18 protein-coding genes are annotated in these 18,983 nt (G+C 71.4%); 11 read left to right on the top strand and 7 right to left on the bottom strand.

The window, feature by feature from the left end:
- The first annotated feature begins 41 nt into the window (after window positions 1–41).
- The gene (locus tag OG875_RS06010; RefSeq protein WP_330173194.1) at window positions 42–593 is read left to right on the top strand and encodes a hypothetical protein; all 552 of its coding nucleotides are present in this window, start codon (window positions 42–44) and stop codon (window positions 591–593) included.
- Window positions 594–830: 237 nt separating this feature from the next.
- Window positions 831–1,688, top strand: coding sequence for an aldo/keto reductase (locus OG875_RS06005; protein WP_330173193.1), 858 nt, complete (start codon window positions 831–833; stop codon window positions 1,686–1,688).
- A gap of 40 nt (window positions 1,689–1,728) precedes the next feature.
- Here OG875_RS06005 and OG875_RS06000 read toward each other — a convergent pair whose 3' ends face one another.
- The 3 genes from OG875_RS06000 to OG875_RS05990 are packed head-to-tail and all read right to left on the bottom strand — an operon-like array spanning window position 1,729 to window position 6,159.
- Window positions 1,729–3,204 (bottom strand): extracellular solute-binding protein, encoded by a 1,476-nt coding sequence (locus OG875_RS06000; RefSeq protein ID WP_330173192.1) that lies wholly within the window; start codon window positions 3,202–3,204, stop codon window positions 1,729–1,731.
- Window positions 3,201–5,684 (bottom strand): substrate-binding domain-containing protein, encoded by a 2,484-nt coding sequence (locus tag OG875_RS05995; protein WP_330173191.1) that lies wholly within the window; start codon window positions 5,682–5,684, stop codon window positions 3,201–3,203. The genes OG875_RS06000 and OG875_RS05995 overlap by 4 nt, the downstream gene beginning before the upstream one ends.
- Window positions 5,685–5,688: 4 nt before the next feature.
- A complete protein-coding gene (locus OG875_RS05990; RefSeq protein ID WP_330173190.1) occupies window positions 5,689–6,159 on the bottom strand; it encodes a hypothetical protein in 471 nt (156 codons plus the stop codon).
- Window positions 6,160–6,347: 188 nt separating this feature from the next.
- On the opposite strand from OG875_RS05990, the gene OG875_RS05985 reads away from it, so the two are divergent.
- Together OG875_RS05985 and OG875_RS05980 are read left to right on the top strand one after the other, a co-directional pair.
- Window positions 6,348–6,959: a GNAT family N-acetyltransferase gene (locus OG875_RS05985; RefSeq protein WP_330173189.1), complete on the top strand. Its 612-nt coding sequence runs from the start codon at window positions 6,348–6,350 to the stop codon at window positions 6,957–6,959.
- A gap of 326 nt (window positions 6,960–7,285) precedes the next feature.
- The gene (locus OG875_RS05980) at window positions 7,286–8,119 is read left to right on the top strand and encodes an NAD(P)H-binding protein (RefSeq protein WP_330173188.1); all 834 of its coding nucleotides are present in this window, start codon (window positions 7,286–7,288) and stop codon (window positions 8,117–8,119) included.
- Window positions 8,120–8,453: 334 nt separating this feature from the next.
- Here the strand turns inward: OG875_RS05980 and OG875_RS05975 are convergent, their stop codons facing one another.
- The gene (locus tag OG875_RS05975) at window positions 8,454–8,840 is read right to left on the bottom strand and encodes an SH3 domain-containing protein (RefSeq protein ID WP_330173187.1); all 387 of its coding nucleotides are present in this window, start codon (window positions 8,838–8,840) and stop codon (window positions 8,454–8,456) included.
- A 910-nt stretch (window positions 8,841–9,750) separates the two neighbouring features.
- On the opposite strand from OG875_RS05975, the gene mptB reads away from it, so the two are divergent.
- Window positions 9,751–11,184 (top strand): polyprenol phosphomannose-dependent alpha 1,6 mannosyltransferase MptB, encoded by a 1,434-nt coding sequence (mptB, locus tag OG875_RS05970; protein ID WP_330173186.1) that lies wholly within the window; start codon window positions 9,751–9,753, stop codon window positions 11,182–11,184.
- On the top strand, window positions 11,181–12,473 hold the full coding sequence (locus OG875_RS05965) for a glycosyltransferase 87 family protein (protein ID WP_330173185.1): 1,293 nt from the start codon (window positions 11,181–11,183) through the stop codon (window positions 12,471–12,473). The genes mptB and OG875_RS05965 overlap by 4 nt, the downstream gene beginning before the upstream one ends.
- Here the strand turns inward: OG875_RS05965 and OG875_RS05960 are convergent.
- Entirely contained in the window at window positions 12,403–13,353 is a 951-nt protein-coding gene (locus OG875_RS05960) for a lysylphosphatidylglycerol synthase transmembrane domain-containing protein (protein ID WP_330177613.1), read from the bottom strand. The two genes, OG875_RS05965 and OG875_RS05960, sit on opposite strands and share 71 nt — an antisense overlap.
- A gap of 420 nt (window positions 13,354–13,773) precedes the next feature.
- Here OG875_RS05960 and OG875_RS05955 point away from each other — a divergent pair, with 420 nt between their 5' ends.
- The 4 genes from OG875_RS05955 to OG875_RS05940 all read left to right on the top strand — a co-directional run bounded on the left by OG875_RS05955 (window position 13,774) and on the right by OG875_RS05940 (window position 17,167).
- Window positions 13,774–14,241 (top strand): hypothetical protein, encoded by a 468-nt coding sequence (locus OG875_RS05955; RefSeq protein ID WP_330173184.1) that lies wholly within the window; start codon window positions 13,774–13,776, stop codon window positions 14,239–14,241.
- Between the two features lie 269 nt (window positions 14,242–14,510).
- Window positions 14,511–15,164, top strand: coding sequence for a hypothetical protein (locus OG875_RS05950; protein ID WP_330173183.1), 654 nt, complete (start codon window positions 14,511–14,513; stop codon window positions 15,162–15,164).
- A 278-nt stretch (window positions 15,165–15,442) separates the two neighbouring features.
- Window positions 15,443–15,994, top strand: a complete 552-nt coding sequence (locus OG875_RS05945) for a hypothetical protein (protein WP_330173182.1) — start codon at window positions 15,443–15,445, stop codon at window positions 15,992–15,994.
- A gap of 219 nt (window positions 15,995–16,213) precedes the next feature.
- The gene (locus OG875_RS05940; protein WP_330173181.1) at window positions 16,214–17,167 is read left to right on the top strand and encodes a hypothetical protein; all 954 of its coding nucleotides are present in this window, start codon (window positions 16,214–16,216) and stop codon (window positions 17,165–17,167) included.
- A 165-nt stretch (window positions 17,168–17,332) separates the two neighbouring features.
- Here the strand turns inward: OG875_RS05940 and OG875_RS05935 are convergent, their stop codons facing one another.
- The gene (locus OG875_RS05935) at window positions 17,333–17,701 is read right to left on the bottom strand and encodes a low affinity iron permease family protein (protein WP_330173180.1); all 369 of its coding nucleotides are present in this window, start codon (window positions 17,699–17,701) and stop codon (window positions 17,333–17,335) included.
- A gap of 218 nt (window positions 17,702–17,919) precedes the next feature.
- On the opposite strand from OG875_RS05935, the gene OG875_RS05930 reads away from it, so the two are divergent.
- Window positions 17,920–18,075: a hypothetical protein gene (locus tag OG875_RS05930; RefSeq protein WP_330173179.1), complete on the top strand. Its 156-nt coding sequence runs from the start codon at window positions 17,920–17,922 to the stop codon at window positions 18,073–18,075.
- A gap of 217 nt (window positions 18,076–18,292) precedes the next feature.
- Here the strand turns inward: OG875_RS05930 and OG875_RS05925 are convergent, their stop codons facing one another.
- The gene (locus OG875_RS05925; protein ID WP_330173178.1) at window positions 18,293–18,868 is read right to left on the bottom strand and encodes a TerD family protein; all 576 of its coding nucleotides are present in this window, start codon (window positions 18,866–18,868) and stop codon (window positions 18,293–18,295) included.
- Window positions 18,869–18,983: the final 115 nt, after the last annotated feature.

Here is an 18,983-nt window from a genome sequence, read left to right as displayed (position 1 = left end):
GCCCGGCCACGCTCATTCCGACGCAGAGGAGAACATCCGTCATGAAGTCTTCGCGCTCGTTCGTCCCCCTCGCAGGCACCGCCCTGGGAGCGTTGGCGGCGGCCGTCGGGCTGCTGACCGGCCCGGCGCAGGCCGCGCCCGCCGCGTCCGGCGGGTCCCCGTCCGTGACGGCGGCCCGTTCGGCCGACGCCACCGAGACGATCATCCCCGCCACTTCGCGGCTGGCCCGCGGGGAGAGCTGGTCCTCGCCCGACGGGAGCACCGTCCTGCGGCAGCAGGACGACGGGCACGTGGTGCTCTACCGCGACGGTGTCGCCATCTGGACCGCCGTCGGCACCCACGGAGTGGGCACGTACTTCTACGTCCAGGCCGACGGCAACCTCACCGCCTACGACGCCGCTTTCCGCCCCCTGTGGGAGAGCCGCACCGGAGGCAGTCCGGGCGCGTACCTGACGATCCAGAACGCCGGGAACCTGGTCGTCCGCCTCAACGGCCGGCCCCTGTGGTGGTCCAACTTCCACCCGGGTTCGGGCCCGGTGGACCCGGGCGACCCGGGGGAGTGCCAGCCGCGGCCGAACCAACTCTGCCCCTGAGAGGACGGCCGGGCCGCGTCCGGACCGAACTCCCGCCGAACACCCGGGACTTGTCCGAACAGTCGTGTCCCCGGCCCGACCACGCGGGCGCCCCCGGACCGGTCCTTCGCCGACAGGACACGCGCGTTCACCTCTCCGCCCGACGGGTAGGGAACGCCCCACCGGGCAGGAGCCACACCCGAAGGAGCCCGCCGGGACCCCGGTGGGGCGTGTCAGCGGCAAGGAGAACGAGACACCATGAAGACCCGCCGTATAGGTGACGCCGAGGTCGGCGCGATCGGACTGGGCGGTATGCCGATGTCGATCGAGGGGCGGCCCGACGAGGCCCGGTCCCTGGCCACCGTCCACGCGGCGCTGGACGCCGGAGTGACGCTGATCGACACGGCGGACGCCTACCACGTGCACGCCGACGAGGTGGGCCACAACGAGTCCCTGATCGCGAAGGCGCTGGCGTCGCACAGCCGGGGCTCCGAGGTCCTGGTCGCCACCAAGGGCGGTCATCTGCGGCCGGGCGACGGCTCCTGGACGCTGGACGGCTCGCCCGAGCACCTCCGGCGCGCCTGCGAGGCGTCGCTCGGCCGGCTCGGGGTGGAGGCGATCGGGCTGTACCAGTTCCACCGCCCCGACCCGGGGGTGCCGTACGAGGAGTCCGTCGGCGCCCTGCGGGACCTGCTCGACGAGGGCAAGATCCAGCAGGCCGGCATCTCCAACGCGAATCCGGAGCAGATCCGACTGGCCTACGACATCCTCGGCGGCCGGCTCGCCGCCGTACAGAATCAGTTCTCACCGGCGTTCCGTTCCAGCGAACCGGAGTTGGAGCTGTGCGCGGAGCTGGGGGTCGCGTTTCTGCCGTGGAGTCCGTTCGGCGGCATCAGGAACGCCGGTGGACTCGGCTCCTCGCACTCCCCGTTCCAGAGCGTCGCCGACGCGCACGGAGTGAGCCCGCAGCGTGTCTGTCTGGCCTGGCTGCTGGCCAAGTCGCCCGCGGTGGTGCCGATTCCGGGCTCCAGCCGCCCGGAGACGGTGGCCGACTCGACCGCCGCCGCCGACCTCGAACTCACCGCCGCCGAGGTGGCACAACTGGACGCTGTCTGACGCATCGTCAGTTCTTCACCCATCGGTGTCCGACCACACGTCAGTCGGCGGTGGGCATCGCCTCGCGCAACGCCTTGTCCAGCGCCTTCGCGAGCACCTTGTCCTTCGGACGACTGTCGAGGAAGAGCGGGTCGAGCGCGCTGGTGAACGCCTGGGTGAACGCGCCGTAGTACGGAGTACGGGGGCGCTGCGCCGCGTTCCGCAGGGCGGTCAGCAGCGTCCCGGTCGCGTACTCCGGGCGGCCGAACGCGTCGCGCGGCATGGGGTCGGCGCTCTCACCCGAGCCGGAGGGCGACGCGGAAGGGGGCGAGGCGGAGGCGTCGCCCCCGGTCCCGTCCCGGCAGTCGGCCGGGTTCGCGGCGTAGGCGGACTTCCTGGTCGCCGCGAACCCCGCCCGCAGCAGGCGGCATTGGCTCTTCGCGGCGGTGAGGAAGGTGACGAGATCCCGGGCCGCCGCCGCGTGCTCGGAATTGCTGCTCACGGCGAGATTCTGGCCGCCCAGGACGGCCTTGCCGGGCAGGGGTATCACCCCGAGCTGCTCGGCCTCGAAGGTCTGGTGCAGGGTGGCGTAGGCGGTCGGCCAGTGACGCAGGAAAGCGGTCCTGCCCGCCGTGAAGTCCGACAGCGACTCCGTCTCGTCCGACTCCTCGGCACGGTCGAGAATGAGCGGCTGGGTTGTACGGTCGAGCAGTTCGCCCACACCGCCGACCAGGCTGTCCGTGCTCCCCGTGTAGCGACCCTCGCCGTCGGTGAGAGCCGGAGCGCCGTCCACGGACGCGAACGCCTCGATCGCGTTGACCGTTCGCCCCTCGTAACGGCCGAGCTGCGTCGTCCACCCCTTCTCGTACAACGGCGGGGGCTTCTCCGCCTCGTTGATGTCGTTCATCACCGCCTGGAGGTCACTCCAGGTCTTCACCTTCCCGTCCAGCTCCACGCTGTTCAGACCCACCTGCTTCAGGTAGTCACGCCGGTAGAACAGGAGCCCGACGTCGCTGTTGAACGGCGCCGCGTAGACCTTGCCGTTCCAGCGCCCCGTACGGGCCACGGAATCGATCACGTCGCTGTCGAGCAGATTGTCGTCCAGGGGGCTGATGAGGCCCGCCGCGGCGAACTCCGGTACCCACGTCACATCGAGATTGATCACGTCGTACGTCGCACTGCCCGACTGGAGCGCGCCCAGCAGCTGACTGCGCTGCTGGTCGGCCGAGCCCGGCAGTTCCACCAGGTGGGCGCGGAAGACGGGCCCGCCCGCCTTCTCCTTCTTCTTCCGCGCGGTGTTCCAGTCGTCCACGAGCTGCTGGCGGATACCGCCCTTGCCGGTGACATCACGTCCGCTGGCCACCCAGATGTGGCCGCCGCCGGAGTCCTGGGCGGTCGTGCCCGCACCACCGCCGACGCTCTCCTGCCCGCCGTCCGCGCCGCCGCCGACACAGGCGGTGGTGACCGAGAGCGCGAGTGCGGCGACGAACGCCGCCGCGCGGAATCGTACGGGGCGCCGGGCGCGGGACGGCATCATCTCTGGTCTCCTGATCCGGTCCTGGCGACCTCGTCCGACAGCGCGGCGATGACGTCACCGCTGGTGCCGTCGAGGCAGCGTCCCCCGCTTGCGTCCGCGATCCTCCGATCGGGACGGTCCTTGAGGCACGCGTCGGCCTTCAGCGACACCACGACGACCGGGATCTCCTTGTCCTTGGCCGACGCGAGCAGCCTGGACAGCCCGGCGCCGGTCAGCCGGTCGTTGTCCTCGTCGTCCGTGAGATAGACGATCAGCCGGGGACCCCGGTCGTCGGTACTTTTCTCCGCCATGTCGTCGAGGGCGGCGGAGAGCGCCCGGTACGGGTCGGCCTCGGCATCCCTCACCTGCGCGTTCTCGTCGATCCTGTCCCTCGCCTCCGTGTTCGTGTGCGAGCCGAAGCGGAGCACCTCGGTGTACGGCCCGGGGCCCGTGTCGGCGACCGCCCACACCCCGTACACGTCCTGCTTGCCGAGTCCGGCGAGCGACTGCTTCAGCATCCCGGGGGCGCCGCTCGGACCCTCCCAGGACTTCCGCATCGAGCCGGAGCTGTCGAGCAGGAAGAGCACACGGCCCGGGCCGCTCGCGTTGCGGTACGTGTCGAGGACCTCGTCCAGCTCCTCACCGGTCGCGGGTCCGGCGAGCGGGTCCGGATCGGGCAGCGTCCCGGCCCCGGCCCCGGACGGGCCCTTCGCCTCACCGGCGCCGGTCTCACCGTCCACGGCGCCCCGGAATCCGTCCGCGCCGAATATCGCGGCCCCGCCCTTGCCGGTCAGCCACTCCCGGAAACCGTCCGCCGCCGCGCTCCTGGCCTTGGCGTCCAGATCCGCGTCCTTCCAGGTCACCCGGACGAAGACCGGGTCGAGGCCCGGCACGTCGGCCGGGTACAGGGCGACGCGAGGGGCACGTCTCTCCTTCTCGCAGTCGACACCGGTCGTGAGCAGATGCTCGGGCACGATCGCCGCCGTACGGTCGTCCACCTCCCCTTCGAGGTCCGGCAGTTGGCAGAGCAGGTCCCGTCCGGTGAGCGCGGGCAGCCCCACGTGCGCGACCTGCTGCTCGCCGTTCTTGCCGGAGCCCGCCGCACCGTAGAGCCCCTCGGTGGCCAGCAGGGCGGCGGCGGTGAACTCCGGATCCGCGCGCCGCACTTGGGCGCCGGATTCCGCGGCGATGAACGCCGTGACCAGGTCGGCGAGCTTCCGCCCCTCCCGCTGACCGGGCAGCCGTTTCGCGGACTCCTTCGGGACGGCGAGCACGATCGGCGAGGAAGCCAGCGGGACGGGCGTGCCCATCGACGCGGCGACCCGCCCGCTCTTCGAAGCGGCGCGCCGCACATCCGCCGAGGCGGACGGGATCCAGATGTCCGGCTGCGCCCCTATGTCACGCTGCGGATTGACGGTCGACTCGACGTCCGACGGCTCCTGCCAGGCCGTGGAGTTGTCACGGAACGCCACGACGGCGTCGGCGGCGCCCGCGCTGTACGTCGTGATCCCGCTGCGCCGGCAGCCCTCGCTCGTACGGTTCGCGTCGGAGGTCATGTAGGACGCGGCTGCCTTGCGCACGGTGGGCTCGATGTCGGGATCGGTGAGCAGCCGCAGTTCCAGGGGCGGCGCGCAGCTGGGCGGGCCCGGAACCGCGGTCAGGAAGTACACGCCCAGGACGAGAGCCGTCACCAGCGCCGCGGCCACGGCGACGAGGAACGGTTTCCGGCGCCACCGCGGGAGCGGTGGCGGCGACGGCGGTGGCGGGAGCGGAATGTCGGTGGCGAGCAGTACGTCCGTACCGGAGGTGCCGGGGCGGCTCTGCGGCTCCCACACCTCGGAGCGCTTCGTCCGGTGCTTGGACATGCGCGCCCGGATCTCCTCCGACAGGGTCCGGAAGCTGACATCGCCCCCCTGCTTGCCCACTCCCTCCTTCAGGATCCGCACGAGTTGTTCGGTGAAGGGGGTCGGCTTCGTCCCCGGACCCGCGCCGATCTCGTGGTTGGCCTGCACACACATGAGCTGTGAGATGCGCCCCTTGTGCTCCAGCGCCTCCCAGGCGCTCCCGGCGTTGCCCGCGTGGCAGCAGTCGAGAACGACGACGATCTGCTTCGCCTTGCTGCTGGCCAGCGTGCTGAGCACATGGGTCCACGACTGGGCACCCTGGAACACGACGCCCTTGACGACGTGCGCGTTGCGCATCTGGAGCCACAGCTCGTCCCCGCCGCTGGGGACGGCCCCGTGCCCCGCGAAGTAGAACAGCAGCAGGCCCTCGGCCTCTTCGACGGCCTTGTTGAGCACGGTGGTGAACGCGTCCACCCCCACGGGACTACAGGTGACGACCTCCTTGTCGCCGAAGATCCGGCCCGCTTTCAGCGCCTCCGAGAGCTCCGTGAGGTTCTCGGCCACGCCCGGCAGATTGCCCTTGGGCAATGTCTCGTACTCGGACACCCCGATCAGCAGTGCCCGATTCGCCCTCCCCCTCGGGTCGAACCGTGACACCAGGTCACTCCTCCCCGTCGGCCCGCGTGCCTGGACCGCCCTCGGGCGGGTCGATCGGGGGGATCTCGCCCCCGGGCGGGTCGATCGGGGTGGTCCCGTCCCCCGGTGGCTCGATCGGGGTGATCTCGACCTCGGGCGGGTCGCCGGGCTCCACGGACCGGCGGTTGTTCCGCCAGGCCTCGACTCCCGATTTGGTCTTGGCGAGCAGCAGATCGAAGAGGCGGGGCGACACGGCCCCGGTCAGCACCAGCACGATGTCCATGGCCGCGCCCATGGCGGGACCGTCGTCGCCCGTCTCGCCGCCGTCGGGCTGCGGCTGTTCGTAGATGCTCAGTTCTTCGTCGCCGACCAGGACTTCCAGGCCGCGCTCGCGCTCCAGCCACTTTCTCAGCGCGTGCACATCGACGTTGCCCGCCGCACCTCCGGAGAGTCTGACGCGAATCGAGCTGTATCCCCCGTGCTCTCCTGCCGTCATAACTCCGCATCATGGCACGGCAGTTGTGGTTCACGTGGTGTCGAAATCACGTATTGTGACCACTCTGTAACAGATCATGACCCCGCGTCCGGGCTTGTCGTGGATGGTCTCGTACGCGAACATCGGCCGGTGGGCCGTTCGTGGCCGAGGCGGCCGGGGCGCCGGACCGGCCGGCATGTGGAGGGACCGTGAGCGACAGCGCGACAGGCGATACGTCCACCCCCGCCCCTTTCCTCACCAGGCCGCTGGACGGGGACACCTGGCCGGCCTTCGCCCGACTGGTCGAGGCGCACCACGGTGTGTGGGGCGGCTGCTGGTGCATGGGCTTCCACGTCAAGCTCGGCAAGGGGCAGGGGCGTACCTCCGAGCAGAACCGTGCCGAGAAGGAACAGCGCGTGCGTGCGGGCCGCGCCCATGCCGCGCTCGTCTTCGCCGGGGACGACTGCGTGGGCTGGTGCCAGTTCGGCCCGCCCGCCGAACTGCCGGAGATCAAGAGCAGGCGGCGGTACGAGAAGGAACTGGTGACGCTGCCGGACTGGCGCGTCACCTGCTTCTTCACCGGGAAGGGGTGGCGCGGTCGCGGTGTCGCCCATGCCGCGCTCGGTGGAGCGCTGGCCGGTATCGCCCGGGGCGGTGGGGGCACGGTCGAGGGCTGCCCGGAGGAGACCGACGACCGCTCGGTGCCGGGTTCCTTCCTGCACACGGGCCCGATGGCCGTCTTCGAGGCCCACGGGTTCGCACGCGTCCGGCCGATCTCGCCGCATCGCTGGGTCGTCCAACGCTGCGTGGACCCGGCCTGACGTGACGCGGCGGGTCGCGAGGGTGACGGCGGTCCTGGGGCCGGTCGTTCGGATCGTGCCGGGCTCGCGTGCCCCGGCACCACGCGTCGCCGCCGTTGACGGCGCTGGAGGGAGGCACGGCCTCCGCCGGGCCTCCCTCCAGCGCCTTGCGACCACGGCACCCACGTGACATCGGCCGCCGACACGGCGGGCGCTCACCGATCCGGACTGATCCGAACGACAGAACCCCAGCCCCGACGTGCCCCCGCTTTCCCTTGACCTGAAGTTCGGTTGAGGTTCTAGCGTCGCGGCATGTTGATCAGCGGCCGACGGCGGGAGAAGACCTCATGATCCTCGTGACCGGAGCCACCGGACACATAGGAAGTGCTCTCGTACGGGAGCTCCGGGCGTTCGGCGCGGGCCCGCTGCGAGGGCTCACCCGGGACGTCGGACGAGCCGCGTTCCCGGACGGGGTCGAAGCCGTCACGGGCGACTTCGCCGATACGGCCTCGATGAAGCCCGCGCTCGAAGGGGCCGGCTCGCTGTTTCTGGTCTCCCGCATCGGTACGGACGCGGAGATCGTCGAGGCGGCCCGGCAGGCGGGCGTGGCGCACGTGGTGCTGGTCTCGTCGATCACCGTCCAGACCCATCCGCATCTGGGCCCCGCCGGCGCCAACCAGTCCGTCGAGCAGGTGCTCAAGGACAGCGGCATGGCGTGGACGATCCTGCGGCCGACGGAGTTCGCCTCGAACGCCCTGTGGTGGGCGGAGGCGATCCGCGGGCGCGGCACGGTCCGGGTGCCCTACACGGACATCGGCCTCCCCACGATCCACCCGGCGGACATCGCGTCGGTGGCACGCGTGGCGCTCACCGAACCCGGGCACCGGGGGGCGACGTACGCGCTGACCGGCCCGGAGAGGATCACGCCCCGGCAGCGGGTGGCGGCGATCGCGGACGTCCTGGGGAGGAGCGTCCCGCTCACGGAGATCAGCCGGCAGGAAGCCCGTCGTGGGATGGCGGGCATTCTGGGCGACGAGGCCGCCGACGCGGTGCTCGACCTGACAGGTGGCGACGTCAACGACGAACTGCTCAGGGTGCGCGACACCGTTCCCCGGATCACCGGCGCGTCCCCGAGGACGTTTCGGCAGTGGGCCGCGGAGAACGCCGCCGCGTTCCGCTGAGGCGCGCCGTGGGCCGGAACGACGTTCACGGTTCACGTACGCGGCTGTCCCGGCTGCTGCTTCGTGGGCCACCGCCCGAACGCGAGGTCGGGCCCGTTCGGGCTTCCGGCCGCCGGAACGACGTTCACGGTTCATGTACGTGGCTGTCCCGGCTGCTGCTTCGTGGGCCACCGCCCGAACGCCGTTCGAGGTCAGGCCCGTTCGGGCTTTCGGCCGCCGGCCCGGCGCCGGACGGACCGGCACCGGGCCGGCGGCCGAAATCATGCCGGACAAAAACTGTGCCCTCCCGCCCGGCGGAGAGCCGCCGTGGCGAGAGGGCACAGAGGTCAGTGCGTCACGCGCGGCACCACGGCGGGATGCCGTTCACGTTCTCGACCCAGCGGGCGGAGACCCAGCCGCCGTTCTTGAGCAGGTACCAACGGGGGTTGCCGTCGATGACCTCGCCGTTGACCTTGCACTTGATGTCGATGTAGGTGCCGAACGGGATCTCCCCGATCGGGGGGTGGTTCCGGTTCGGGGTCTTGCGCACGAGGACCGACGGGTGGGCGATGACCCGGCCCCTGGCGTACGCGGCAGCCTGGGCCTGGTCGTCCTGCGCGGTGACGGAGGCCGGGCCGGGCCGGTGGTCGTCGGCGACGGCGGGGGCGGCCAGCGCCGTCCCGGCCAGCAGAACCCCGGCGAACACGGAGGCGATCCGGTGCCCGGCGTGCGGTGCGGTCATGGTGATGTCCTTCTTGTGTTCGGTGAGCGTCCGGATTTTCCCCGGTCGCACCACCTTCATGACACGGGTCGGCCACGGCGGAGCACCGTCCACGTGCGAGAAACGCCCGTTCCACCCGGATGGCCGAGCCGGCACAGAGCCGACCGGCCGATCCGGGCCGACCGGTCCCGACCTTGCCGCCCTGGCCCTGACGGCCGCCGCACTCACCGCGCCGGTGCCCGCCGCCCCGACGGCGCCGGGCCGCCGAACCCCCGAGCGGTGCACCCGCCGGAGCCCTGACCTGTCCGCGCTCCCACCGCAAGCCGACCCCGCCGGCGAACCCCACCAGCGGCGGGGCCACCAGCACCGGCATCGCCCGCCGCAGCGGCCCGCACCCGGCCTGCGGCGGCAACGCGGTGGGCGGCGTCGTCCTCGACCACCACTGCTCGACGAACAACGAGTCGGGCAACAAGGGGACCTGCGTGACGGTCCGCGGCAGCGGCGCCTCCGGCCGGGTCTACAGCGAGAACCTCGCCGACGGCGGCAGCGAGGACGAATGCCGACCCGAGAGCGGGCGGTGTCCGACGGCCGCCCGGCACAACGGCGTCCGGCCCGGCCGCCGGCAGCCGCCGACAGCCTTCGACGCGGGGAACCTTCCCCGCCGTCCGCGAGCGATCGCCCAGCCCCGTCGCGTACGCCTGCGCACCGGTGTCCCGGACCTCGCAGGTCCGGGACACCGGCGTCGTCATCTCCCCACCAACACCCCACCGCACGGCGGCAGACGAAAACCCGGACCGGCGGGCCCGAGGAACCCGTCCCCGGCCCGACGATCGCCGGCACGGTCACCTCGCAGAGTGCCCGACATGTCCCGGACTCCCTCCCGCGTCCCGCACGTCGCCTTCCCGCCACCGGCCACCGGCAGGCTCCCTTCGTGCTGACCCCGGGCGACGAATCGCATATACGCAGCTGCCGACTACTGGGGCTCACCGGTTCCGCCGCCGTGGCCGTCGGCGGCGCGAGTGCCGGCGCCCTGCCCGTCGGGGAGGCACTCGCGATCTCGTCCGAAGCGGCGGCGGTGGGTCTCGTCGCCGCCTACTTCGGGCTCGTGCTGCTCGTCGCCGCCTGGGCCCGGCTGGGCCGCGCCGTACACGGACCACGACCGCCCGACACCCGCGCCATGGTGGTCACCCTCCTGGTGTGGGCCGCACCCCTGGTGCTCGCCCCACCGCTGTTCAGCCGCGACGTGTACAGCTATCTGGCGCAGGGCGCGATGGTGGACGCCCGGATCGACGTGTACACCCACGGTCCCGACCAGCTCGGTGGCCCGCTCGCCGCGCAGGTCCCGCCCATCTGGCAGGACACCCCGACCCCGTACGGCCCGCTGTTCCTGTCGTTCGCCTCGCTCGTCGCGCGCGCCTCGGGCGCGGAACTCCCCGCCGGGGTACTCGGCATGCGGCTGGTCGCGCTGCTCGGCGTCGGCCTGATGGTGGTGTCGCTGGTGCTGCTCGCCCGCCGGGGCGGGACCGCCCCGGCCGCCGCGCTGTGGCTGGGCGCGCTCAACCCGCTGCTCCTGCTGCACCTGGTGGCGGGCGCGCACAACGACGCCGTGATGCTGGGTCTGCTCGGCATGGCGCTGGTGGCCGCGAGGGGCCGCTTCCCCTGGCTGGGCGCGGTCCTGATGACGCTCGCCGCGCTGGTCAAGGCGCCCGCCGCGCTGGGCCTCGCGGCAGTCGCCGTGTTCTGGGCCGGCGGGCTCACCGGCCGCTACCGATGGCTCCGGGCGGCCTGCTCGGTCACCGGTGTCGCCCTCGCGACGACCGTCGTGGTGACGGCGGTCACCGGCACCGGCTACGGCTGGATCGGCGCCCTCAACACCCCGGTCTCCCGGCACAATTGGGCCCTCACCTCGCTCCTCGGCCGCATGACCGCGTCGGTCCTGCGCCGCGCGGACAGCGAATGGGCACCGTACGCCCTGGACGCCTGGCGCGCGGCCGGCCTGGCGGCGACGGCCGTCGCGGTGCTGCTGGTGTGGCTGCGCCGCCCTCGGCACAGCCCCGTGTACGCGCTGGGCCTCAGCCTGATCGCGGTCGCCGTCCTCGGCCCGGCGATCCGACCCTGGTACGTGCTGTGGGGCCTGTTCCCGCTGGCCGCCGCCGCCCCGCCGGGACCGGCGCGCCGGGTGGTGGCCGTCGCCAGCGGGGTGCTCGCCCTGGCCCAACTGCCCAGCGGGCTCGCCGCCGACGGCCTCCAGCTGGCGCTCGCGACGTGCGGCGGGCTGTTCGCGGTGGTCGCCCTCTGGTGGGCGCGCGAGATGTCGGGCGACGACATGACCCTGACCGCGCGGGAACCGGGGAGAACGGCATGACGGGACCGGGCAGGACCGGACGGGGCGCGACGGGGCAGGACCCGACGGGGTGGCGGGGCGCGTCGCGGCGCCGCCGACGGCTGCTCCTGGGCGTGCTGTGCGCGGGCGTGACCGCGTTCGTCGCCACCGTCCCGTACCACCGCGACTGGTTCGACCTGTGGGTCTACTACGACGCGGTGCGCCACTGGACCGGCGCCCGGGACGGGCTGCGCGGCGCCGGGCTGTACGACTACCGGGTGCCCGGCCAGACGTACGGGTTCACCTACCCGCCCTTCGCCGCCCTCTGCGTACTGCCGCTGTCACTCCTCGGCTGGCCCGCCGCGCTCACCGCGGGCATCGTGGCGAACCTCGGCGCCCTCGCCCTGATCCTGCGCCGCCTCGCCGAGCCGATCGTCCGCCGCCACGGCCTGGACCGGTGGACCTCCTACACCCTGATCCTGTGCATGCTCGCCCTGCTGGAACCGGTCTACGACAGCGTCAGCTTCGGCCAGGTCAACCTCCTCCTGCTGGCTCTCGTCCTCACCGACGCCCGTCTGCTGTCCACCGGCGGCCGGTGGGCGGGCATCGGCATCGGACTCGCGGCGGCGATCAAGCTGACCCCCGCGATCTTCATCGGCTGGCTCGTCGTCACCCGCCGCCGGCGTGCCGCCGGCACGGCCGCCGCCGTCGCCGTGGGCGCGACCCTGCTCGCCCTGTGGCTCGCACCGGGCGCCTCGCACGCGTACTGGACGTCCGCCCTCTGGGACACCAGCCGCATCGGCGACCTGTCGTACATCTCCAACCAGTCCTGGCAGGGCGTCCTCGCCCGGCTCTCCGCACCGGCCGAACCCGGACGCCTCTGGTGGGCCTGCGGCGTCGTCGCCGTCGTCGGCGCCTGGGCGTACCGGGTCGACAAGGCCCGAGCCGTGGGCGACGTGCGCGGCGGCATCGCGCTCACCGGCGCCGCCGCGTGCCTCATCAGCCCGGTCACCTGGGTCCATCACCTGGTGTGGCTGCTCCCGGCGCTCGCCGTCCTCGCCGACCGGGCCCTCGAACCGCCGCGCCGGGCCCGCCCGTTGACCGTGGCGCTCGGGGTGTACGTGATCCTGTGCAGCTACGTCGTCTGGCTGTGGCGGTACGACGCGAGCGGCGTCGACGGCTTCGTCGGCGGCAACGCGTTCGTCTGGACGGAGCTGGCCCTGCTGCTGACGCTCCCCGTCCGGCCGCCGTACCCGGTGTTCAGAGGACCTTCCGGCGGACCAGTACGGCCAGCACCAGAGCCCCGGGGAGCAGCGGCAACCACACCGTGACGAGGCGGAATCCGAGGACCGCGGCGGTCGCCACGTGGACCGGTGAGCCCGCGCCGACGAGGGCGACGAGCAGTGCCGCCTCGACGGAACCGATCCCGCCCGGGGTCGGCACGATCCCGGCGACGATGCCCGCGGCCAGGTAGGCGATCATGACGTCGACGGTGGGCACCGGCATCTGGAGCGCCCGGGTCACCGTGACCATGACGCAGGCCTGGAGCGCGGGGAAGGCGAGCGCCCCGGTCCACAGGGCGATCGCCCGGGAGGGTCTCGCGTGCAGGGCGCGCGCGTCGGTCAGCGCGGTCCGCAGGAAGTCCTGGACGAAGCCGCGCAGCGGCCGTACCGACCAGAGCGCCAGCGCCACCAGCGTGAGCCCGCCGATCAGCAGGAGCAGCGCGAGCATCCCGTACTCGGCCGGCAGCAGTCCGCCCAGGGGGATGGCGCCGGGGCAGGCGGCCATGAGCGTGAGCAGCAGGGTGTACCGGCCGACGGGCTGGGCCAGCGAGTAGAGGGCGAGCGCGGCCACGGACCGGGCGGTGGACAGCCCGCAGCGCTGGAGGAACCGCAGCGTCACCATGTGCGCGCCGAGCCCGGCGGGCAGCAGATGGTTCGCCGATCCGGCCGCGACCTGGGAGGCGAACAGCCGCCCGGCGGGCAGCCGTTCCATGACGGTGCCCTGGCGCAGCAGGCAGACCGGAATCCAGCACGCCCCGGTCAGGACGACCGCGGCCAGCAGCCAGTTGCGGTCCGCGCCACGCAGCTCGTCGAGGCCCGAGAGGATCACCGGCCAGTTCCCGGCGACCCAGGCGGCCACGAGGAGAAGGAAGACGAGACAGACCAACCGCCGCAGGGGCAGCCGCCGCAGCGCGGAGGGCAGGGTCATCGACACGGTGCGGCCGTCCTTCCATGACGCGCCGGGGGCCGGGGGGACGGGGGCCGGGGCGCGGGCGGGGGTTACCCACAAGCATTCCCCGCTCCGCGCGACCGTGCGGTGTCGTCCGCCCGTCGACTGGCGGAACGGCCCGAGCCATGTGCCGGCTCCCCGGGCCGGGGGAGCCGGCCGGACGAGGCCGCTCGCGCGCGTGTCGCTTCCCGGATTGATGCCCGCGCATACGCGAGAAAGGCCGAATCCCGCACGGTTTTCTGCGGCAGAAAAAAGGATGATAGGGAATTTCTTGTTTCTGGCCCTCTTCCCTTATGGCTCAAATGCTTCTGTGGTCCTCGCTGTTGGTCCTGGCATCGTGAGTCGTGCTTCGACCCACCCGAGAATTCGGGAAATTCCTACGACAGGAAAAGAGGAGCAATGAAGATCTCACGTAACGTCGCCACCACCACGGCGGCCATGGCGCTGATGCTGGGCTCGCTGGCCGTCACCAGTGCCTCCGCCGCGCCCACCGGCGATACCGAACTCCAGAGGAACGTGGCGGCGTACAAGGCCGCCGACCCGGCCGCGAAACAGGTCGACGCCGACACCCTGAGAATCCCGGGCGGCACGGTCACCCTGCCGGGCAGGGCCGCCGCGAACACCGCCGCGATTTCCTGCGCGAACGGCCATCTCTGTATTCGGGACGGCAACAACCGGTACTACGACTACTACCAGTGCGGGTACTACTCGTTCAGCGGTGTGGGCAACGGCGAGTTCAACAACAACCAGACCTCCGGAACCCGCGCCCGGTTCTACAACTCCAACGGCAGCGAGCGGTGGTCCAACGTGGCCAAGGACAGCGGCACCGCCTCGTGGACACCGGTCCACTACATCCGCCCCTGCTAGAGGTCTCCCCGGCCAGGGGTTCCGGCGGCACCGACCGACCGTCGGTCCACCTGGGGTTCATGGCGCCGCCCCTGCCACATCGGGGGGCGGCGCCGCGTCGGCGGCCGTGATGAAAATCCGCGCTTTGCGCGCGGGCGTACGTCGTCGGTAACGGTCCCCACCCTGGCGCTCCCTGAACGGATGGTTCTCGCGCGAGTTCGTGTCTCTTTCCGATCGGGCTCCGTTCTCGTAATCCGAGGCGGTGCGCGCGGCGGAGGAAGGGAGCGGACATGAGCGGTGAAGGGGGAGCGGGAGGCGAGAGTGCGGGGAGCGCCGGCGGTGCGCCCGCCGCACGGACTTCCTGGTGGGAAAGGAATCCGATCGCCGCCAACGGGGTGGTGGCCGTTGTCGTCGCCGTCATCGGTGTTCTGGGGACCATTCTTGTCTCCGGAACGGACGGCCCGGGACGGCACGGCGGCAAGAACATGGGCCGTGACGACAACAGACCGCCCGGCCCACCACCGTGGCCACCGCCTTTCGGGGGAAATCCACAGCCCACCGTGGATATCGACCAGGAGGACGGTTCCGGACTCGGGGCGACCTTGAGGATTTCCGGGATGGTGAACGGGCTGCCCGATTCGCATGCCCTGTGGGCGGTCGTGCGGGACCCGGCCGAGGATGTGTACTTCATTCCCGGTGAGCCGTGCACGGTGTCGAGAGCCACGTCGTTCACGACATGGAAATGCGAGGACATTCCCGCCGGGCTGAATTCCTCACCGGGCACGGCCTATTGGGTCTACGTCGCGGTTGTGGACGCCTACGGCGCGCACGCCATCGCCGAGTACGAGAGCGAGCTTCGCCTCGGCGAGCGCCGAGCCGGGCTGGACAGGCTGTCCGACCACATCGAACTCCTGGAGCATGTCGTGACCAGACGTACCCGTTAGCGGAGAGGGATGCCGCCCTGGCCCTGACAGCCGCCGCACTCACGGCGCCGCTGACGGCCTCCCCCATGTCAACAGAGCGCGTCGACACGTCCGTTGTGGTCGACGCGTCCGTCGCACGCGAGCGCCGGGCGCGGGCATCGGCTCGTGGTGCTCCCCAGGCGTCAACTCGGGCGCCCGGAGGGGTCTTTGGCCGGGATTCGGCGGACGGCCGCCGCATCTGACGTCTACTCTACGGAGGCATCGCGCTACTCACTGCTGTCAGTCGAGGAGGAATTCCTGTGCCATCGTCCTGTGACCCCGGGGACGCGCCCGCCGGTGATGTGGGCGGCGCCCTCATGATGATCGACTCGCGGCTCAAGAGCGTCTACGACGGCAAGACCGAGACCGACGCCGAACAGAAGGCGCTGGTCGACCAGTTCGCCGCGTCCCTGGGCCCCAAGGGCGCCCGCGACATGATCGACGGTGTGTGCACGCTCATCTTCATGTTCATGCAGTGGCTGCGCATGGCCTACGAGGACCACGACAAGGACCCCCTCGAAAATGTGGTCGCCAGCCTCGTGGCCACGATGCGGAGGATGCCCAAGAGCATGCGCCCCGAGGTCATCCCCACCATGGCCGGTCTGGTCGTCGCCGCGGGCACCGGCCTGAGCCCGAGCCTGTGGCGCAAGCAGTACGGGTTCTGGACCCCGGAGGAGCTGACCGCCCTGGAGGTCACCGCGTTTCTCCTCGCGGAGCACATCAACCGCCTCACCGAGGACCGCGACTTCGCCACCCGCATGATCACCGAGGCGCTGTTCAGCGCGGAGGAGGCGTACGGGGAGGAGGTGTGAGGACCGGACCGTGCGGCGGGCCCCGCCCGACCGACGGGCGCGTGGGCCTCGTCAGGAGGGCCAAGCGCGCTGGATTGGGGGGAACTTGCGTACGTTCCCGATCCTCCGGATGAACAGTCGTACCCGACCGCTGAACATTCATTGACCACGCTTTGCGGCAGTGCCAACCGGTCCCGATCATGGGGAGTCGCCACTCCGACCCCCTACCGAAGGACCGTCATGCCTCGTTGGAGATCCGCCCTGGCCCCCCTCCTGGCCGGTTTCGTGGGCGCCGCCACCCTGCTCCTCGCGCCGCCCGCGCAGGCCGCCCCCAGTGACGCCGATCTCGCCTACCGCTGGGCGCCCGTGCACTACCAGGACAGCTCGGCGAACTACTACACCGCCGACTACCTGGCCCCGGTCGACTACGACGGCGACTGGAACGCCCTCAACAACTGGGACAACCTCGACGCCCACACGGCGGGGCTGACCGGCAACGCGTACTACTCCGTGGCCGAGACCCCGACGCACTGGTACCTCACCTACGCGTTCTTCCACCCCCGGGACTGGAAGGACCACCCGCTGAACCTCTTCTCGCACGAGAACGACATGGAGGGCCAGCTGGAGGTCGTCCGCAAGGACGGCAGCGAGTACGGCACCCTCCAGGCCGTCGTGACGCTCGCGCACGACAACTTCTACTCGTACGTCCCGCCCGGCAGCCCCTTCACCGACGGCCGGGAGAACATAGACGGCTCCGTGGTCATGCAGGACCACGACGGCGCCCCGCACCCGACGAGCTTCCAGGAGGCGCGCGGCCACGGCGCGTACGCCTGGGACGGCGGCGGCTTCCCCGGCGGCGACGGGATCGTCTACCGGCCGAGCCGCACCGGAGGTTCGGTCCCGACCGGCGGCAACGACCGCGACGCGCGGTACGGACTGACCGACCTCACCACCGCCGACAGCCTCTGGGGCCGGCGGAACAACACGGAGACGTACGCCTCGTGGGGTGCTTTCCGCGGTGACAACGGCAAGGACAACTCGGCGCGCGCGCCCTGGTCGTGGGACGACAAGACCGACGGCGGCGACCTCCAGGCGGGCGCGATCGCGACCGACCCCGCCTATCTGATCTCCCAGTACTTCGACAACACGGGCGACCTGAGCCTGACGTATCTGCGCAACCCCTACCGGGGCTGAGAGTTCCGCGTACACCCCGTCCCGGGCGGCCGGGCCCCAGGTCCACCGGCCGCCCGGAACGGAACGGCCGTCGCTCCGGAGGCTTCGGTGCCTCGGTGACTCCCGCGCCCCGCGCTCCTGCTTTTCCGTATGCCGCGACGCTCGGGCGGCTGGCGGCGGGGCCCCTCAGCTGTTGTCCTCGATCTCTATCGCCTTCCGGAGGTCGCGCAGGGCCTCGCCCTGATTGCCCTCCTGCGTTTCGAGGAGCGCGGCGGCTATGGCGTCCAGTTTCCGCTGGATCGCGTACTCCGCGCGCCGCTCGGAGTTCTTCAGCAGGGCGAGCAGCAGCAGCGTCACGGCGGTCATCGACTCGCCGGCCAGCAGCAGCCAGGTCACGTCGAGCTTCGCGAAGTGCGCGCCGATGACGACGCCGACGAGGATCATGCAGATCCCGAAGAACGCGGGTGAGCTGGTGAAGTTGGAGGTGTACTCCGCCAGGCGGGCAAACCGGCCGGGCTTGTCGCCACCACGGTCCGCGGGATGTTGAAGCGTCATGCGGACGAAGGTACGGCACCCACCAGGAGTCGATGGTCCCACCAGGTTTCACCGCTGAGAGGGGGGTACACGGTGCGTACGGAACGAACCGGCGCCGCCGACGGGCGGTCGTCACGGATGGTTCGCCCGGCCCGCCCGCAAGGCGTGTCCGGGCAAGAAGGCCGCGTCCCCCTCACGGGCGTGGCCGTACCGAACCGACCCTGAAGATTGGGAACACCATGATTCTTCTTGGACTCATCCTGCTTGTCATCGGCCTTCTGGTCGGTGTGTCCCTGCTCACGACCATTGGTGGTGTGCTCGTTCTGATCGGCGCGATTCTGTGGCTCCTCGGCGCCACCGGTCGGGCGGTCGGTGGCCGGAAGCACTATTTCTGACCGGTCCGTGCGTGACGGAGTACGTCGTTCCGGCCGTCGTCCGGGTCCGCGCCTTCAGGGCGCGGGCCCGGAGCGCCCGGTCGGGGCCGCCGGCTCCGGCGCATGTGCACAGGACAGCCGGCACCGCCGGGACAAACAGGAACGCCGGACCCGAGAAGCCCGTGGACGGGCCCCGGATCCGGCGTCGCGTATGCCGGGAGAGGTGGTCGGGAGGTCGTCAGACCCCGACGCCGAAGTCGGTGGCGATGCCGGCGAGACCCGAGGCGTAACCCTGGCCGACGGCGCGGAACTTCCACTCGGCACCGTTGCGGTACAGCTCACCGAAGACCATGGCGGTCTCGGTGGAGGCGTCCTCGCTCAGGTCGTAACGGGCGAGTTCGGCGCCGCCGTCCTGGTTCACCACGCGGATGAAGGCGTTGCGCACCTGGCCGAAGCTCTGGCCGCGCGACTCCGCCTCGTGGATCGAGACCGGGAAGACGATCTTGTCGACGTCGGCGGGCACCCCGGCGAGGTTGACCTTCACCGTCTCGTCGTCGCCCTCGCCCTCACCGGTCAGGTTGTCGCCCGTGTGCTCGACCGAACCGTCGGGGCTCTTGAGGTTGTTGTAGAAGATGAAGTGCTGGTCGGACGGCACCTTGCCGGCGCCGTTCACCAGCAGCGCGCTCGCGTCGAGGTCGAAGTCCGCGCCGGTCGTGCTGCGTACGTCCCAGCCGAGGCCGACGAGCACGGCGGTCAGGCCCGGGGCCTCCTTGCTGAGCGAAACGTTGCCGCCTTTGGAGAGGGAAACTCCCACGATCTTCTCCTGTGCTCGATGGGTACGCGCCGGACGCGCGCGGGGTGCGGGACGGACACGCGACGGATGCCCGAGATGCCTGTCCGTCCGGACCCATGAAAATCTACAACACTGT

Origin of the sequence: Streptomyces sp. NBC_01498 (genome assembly GCF_036327775.1) — a bacterium.
Taxonomy (GTDB): domain Bacteria; phylum Actinomycetota; class Actinomycetes; order Streptomycetales; family Streptomycetaceae; genus Streptomyces.
This window is presented reverse-complemented; position numbering and strand designations above follow the sequence as displayed.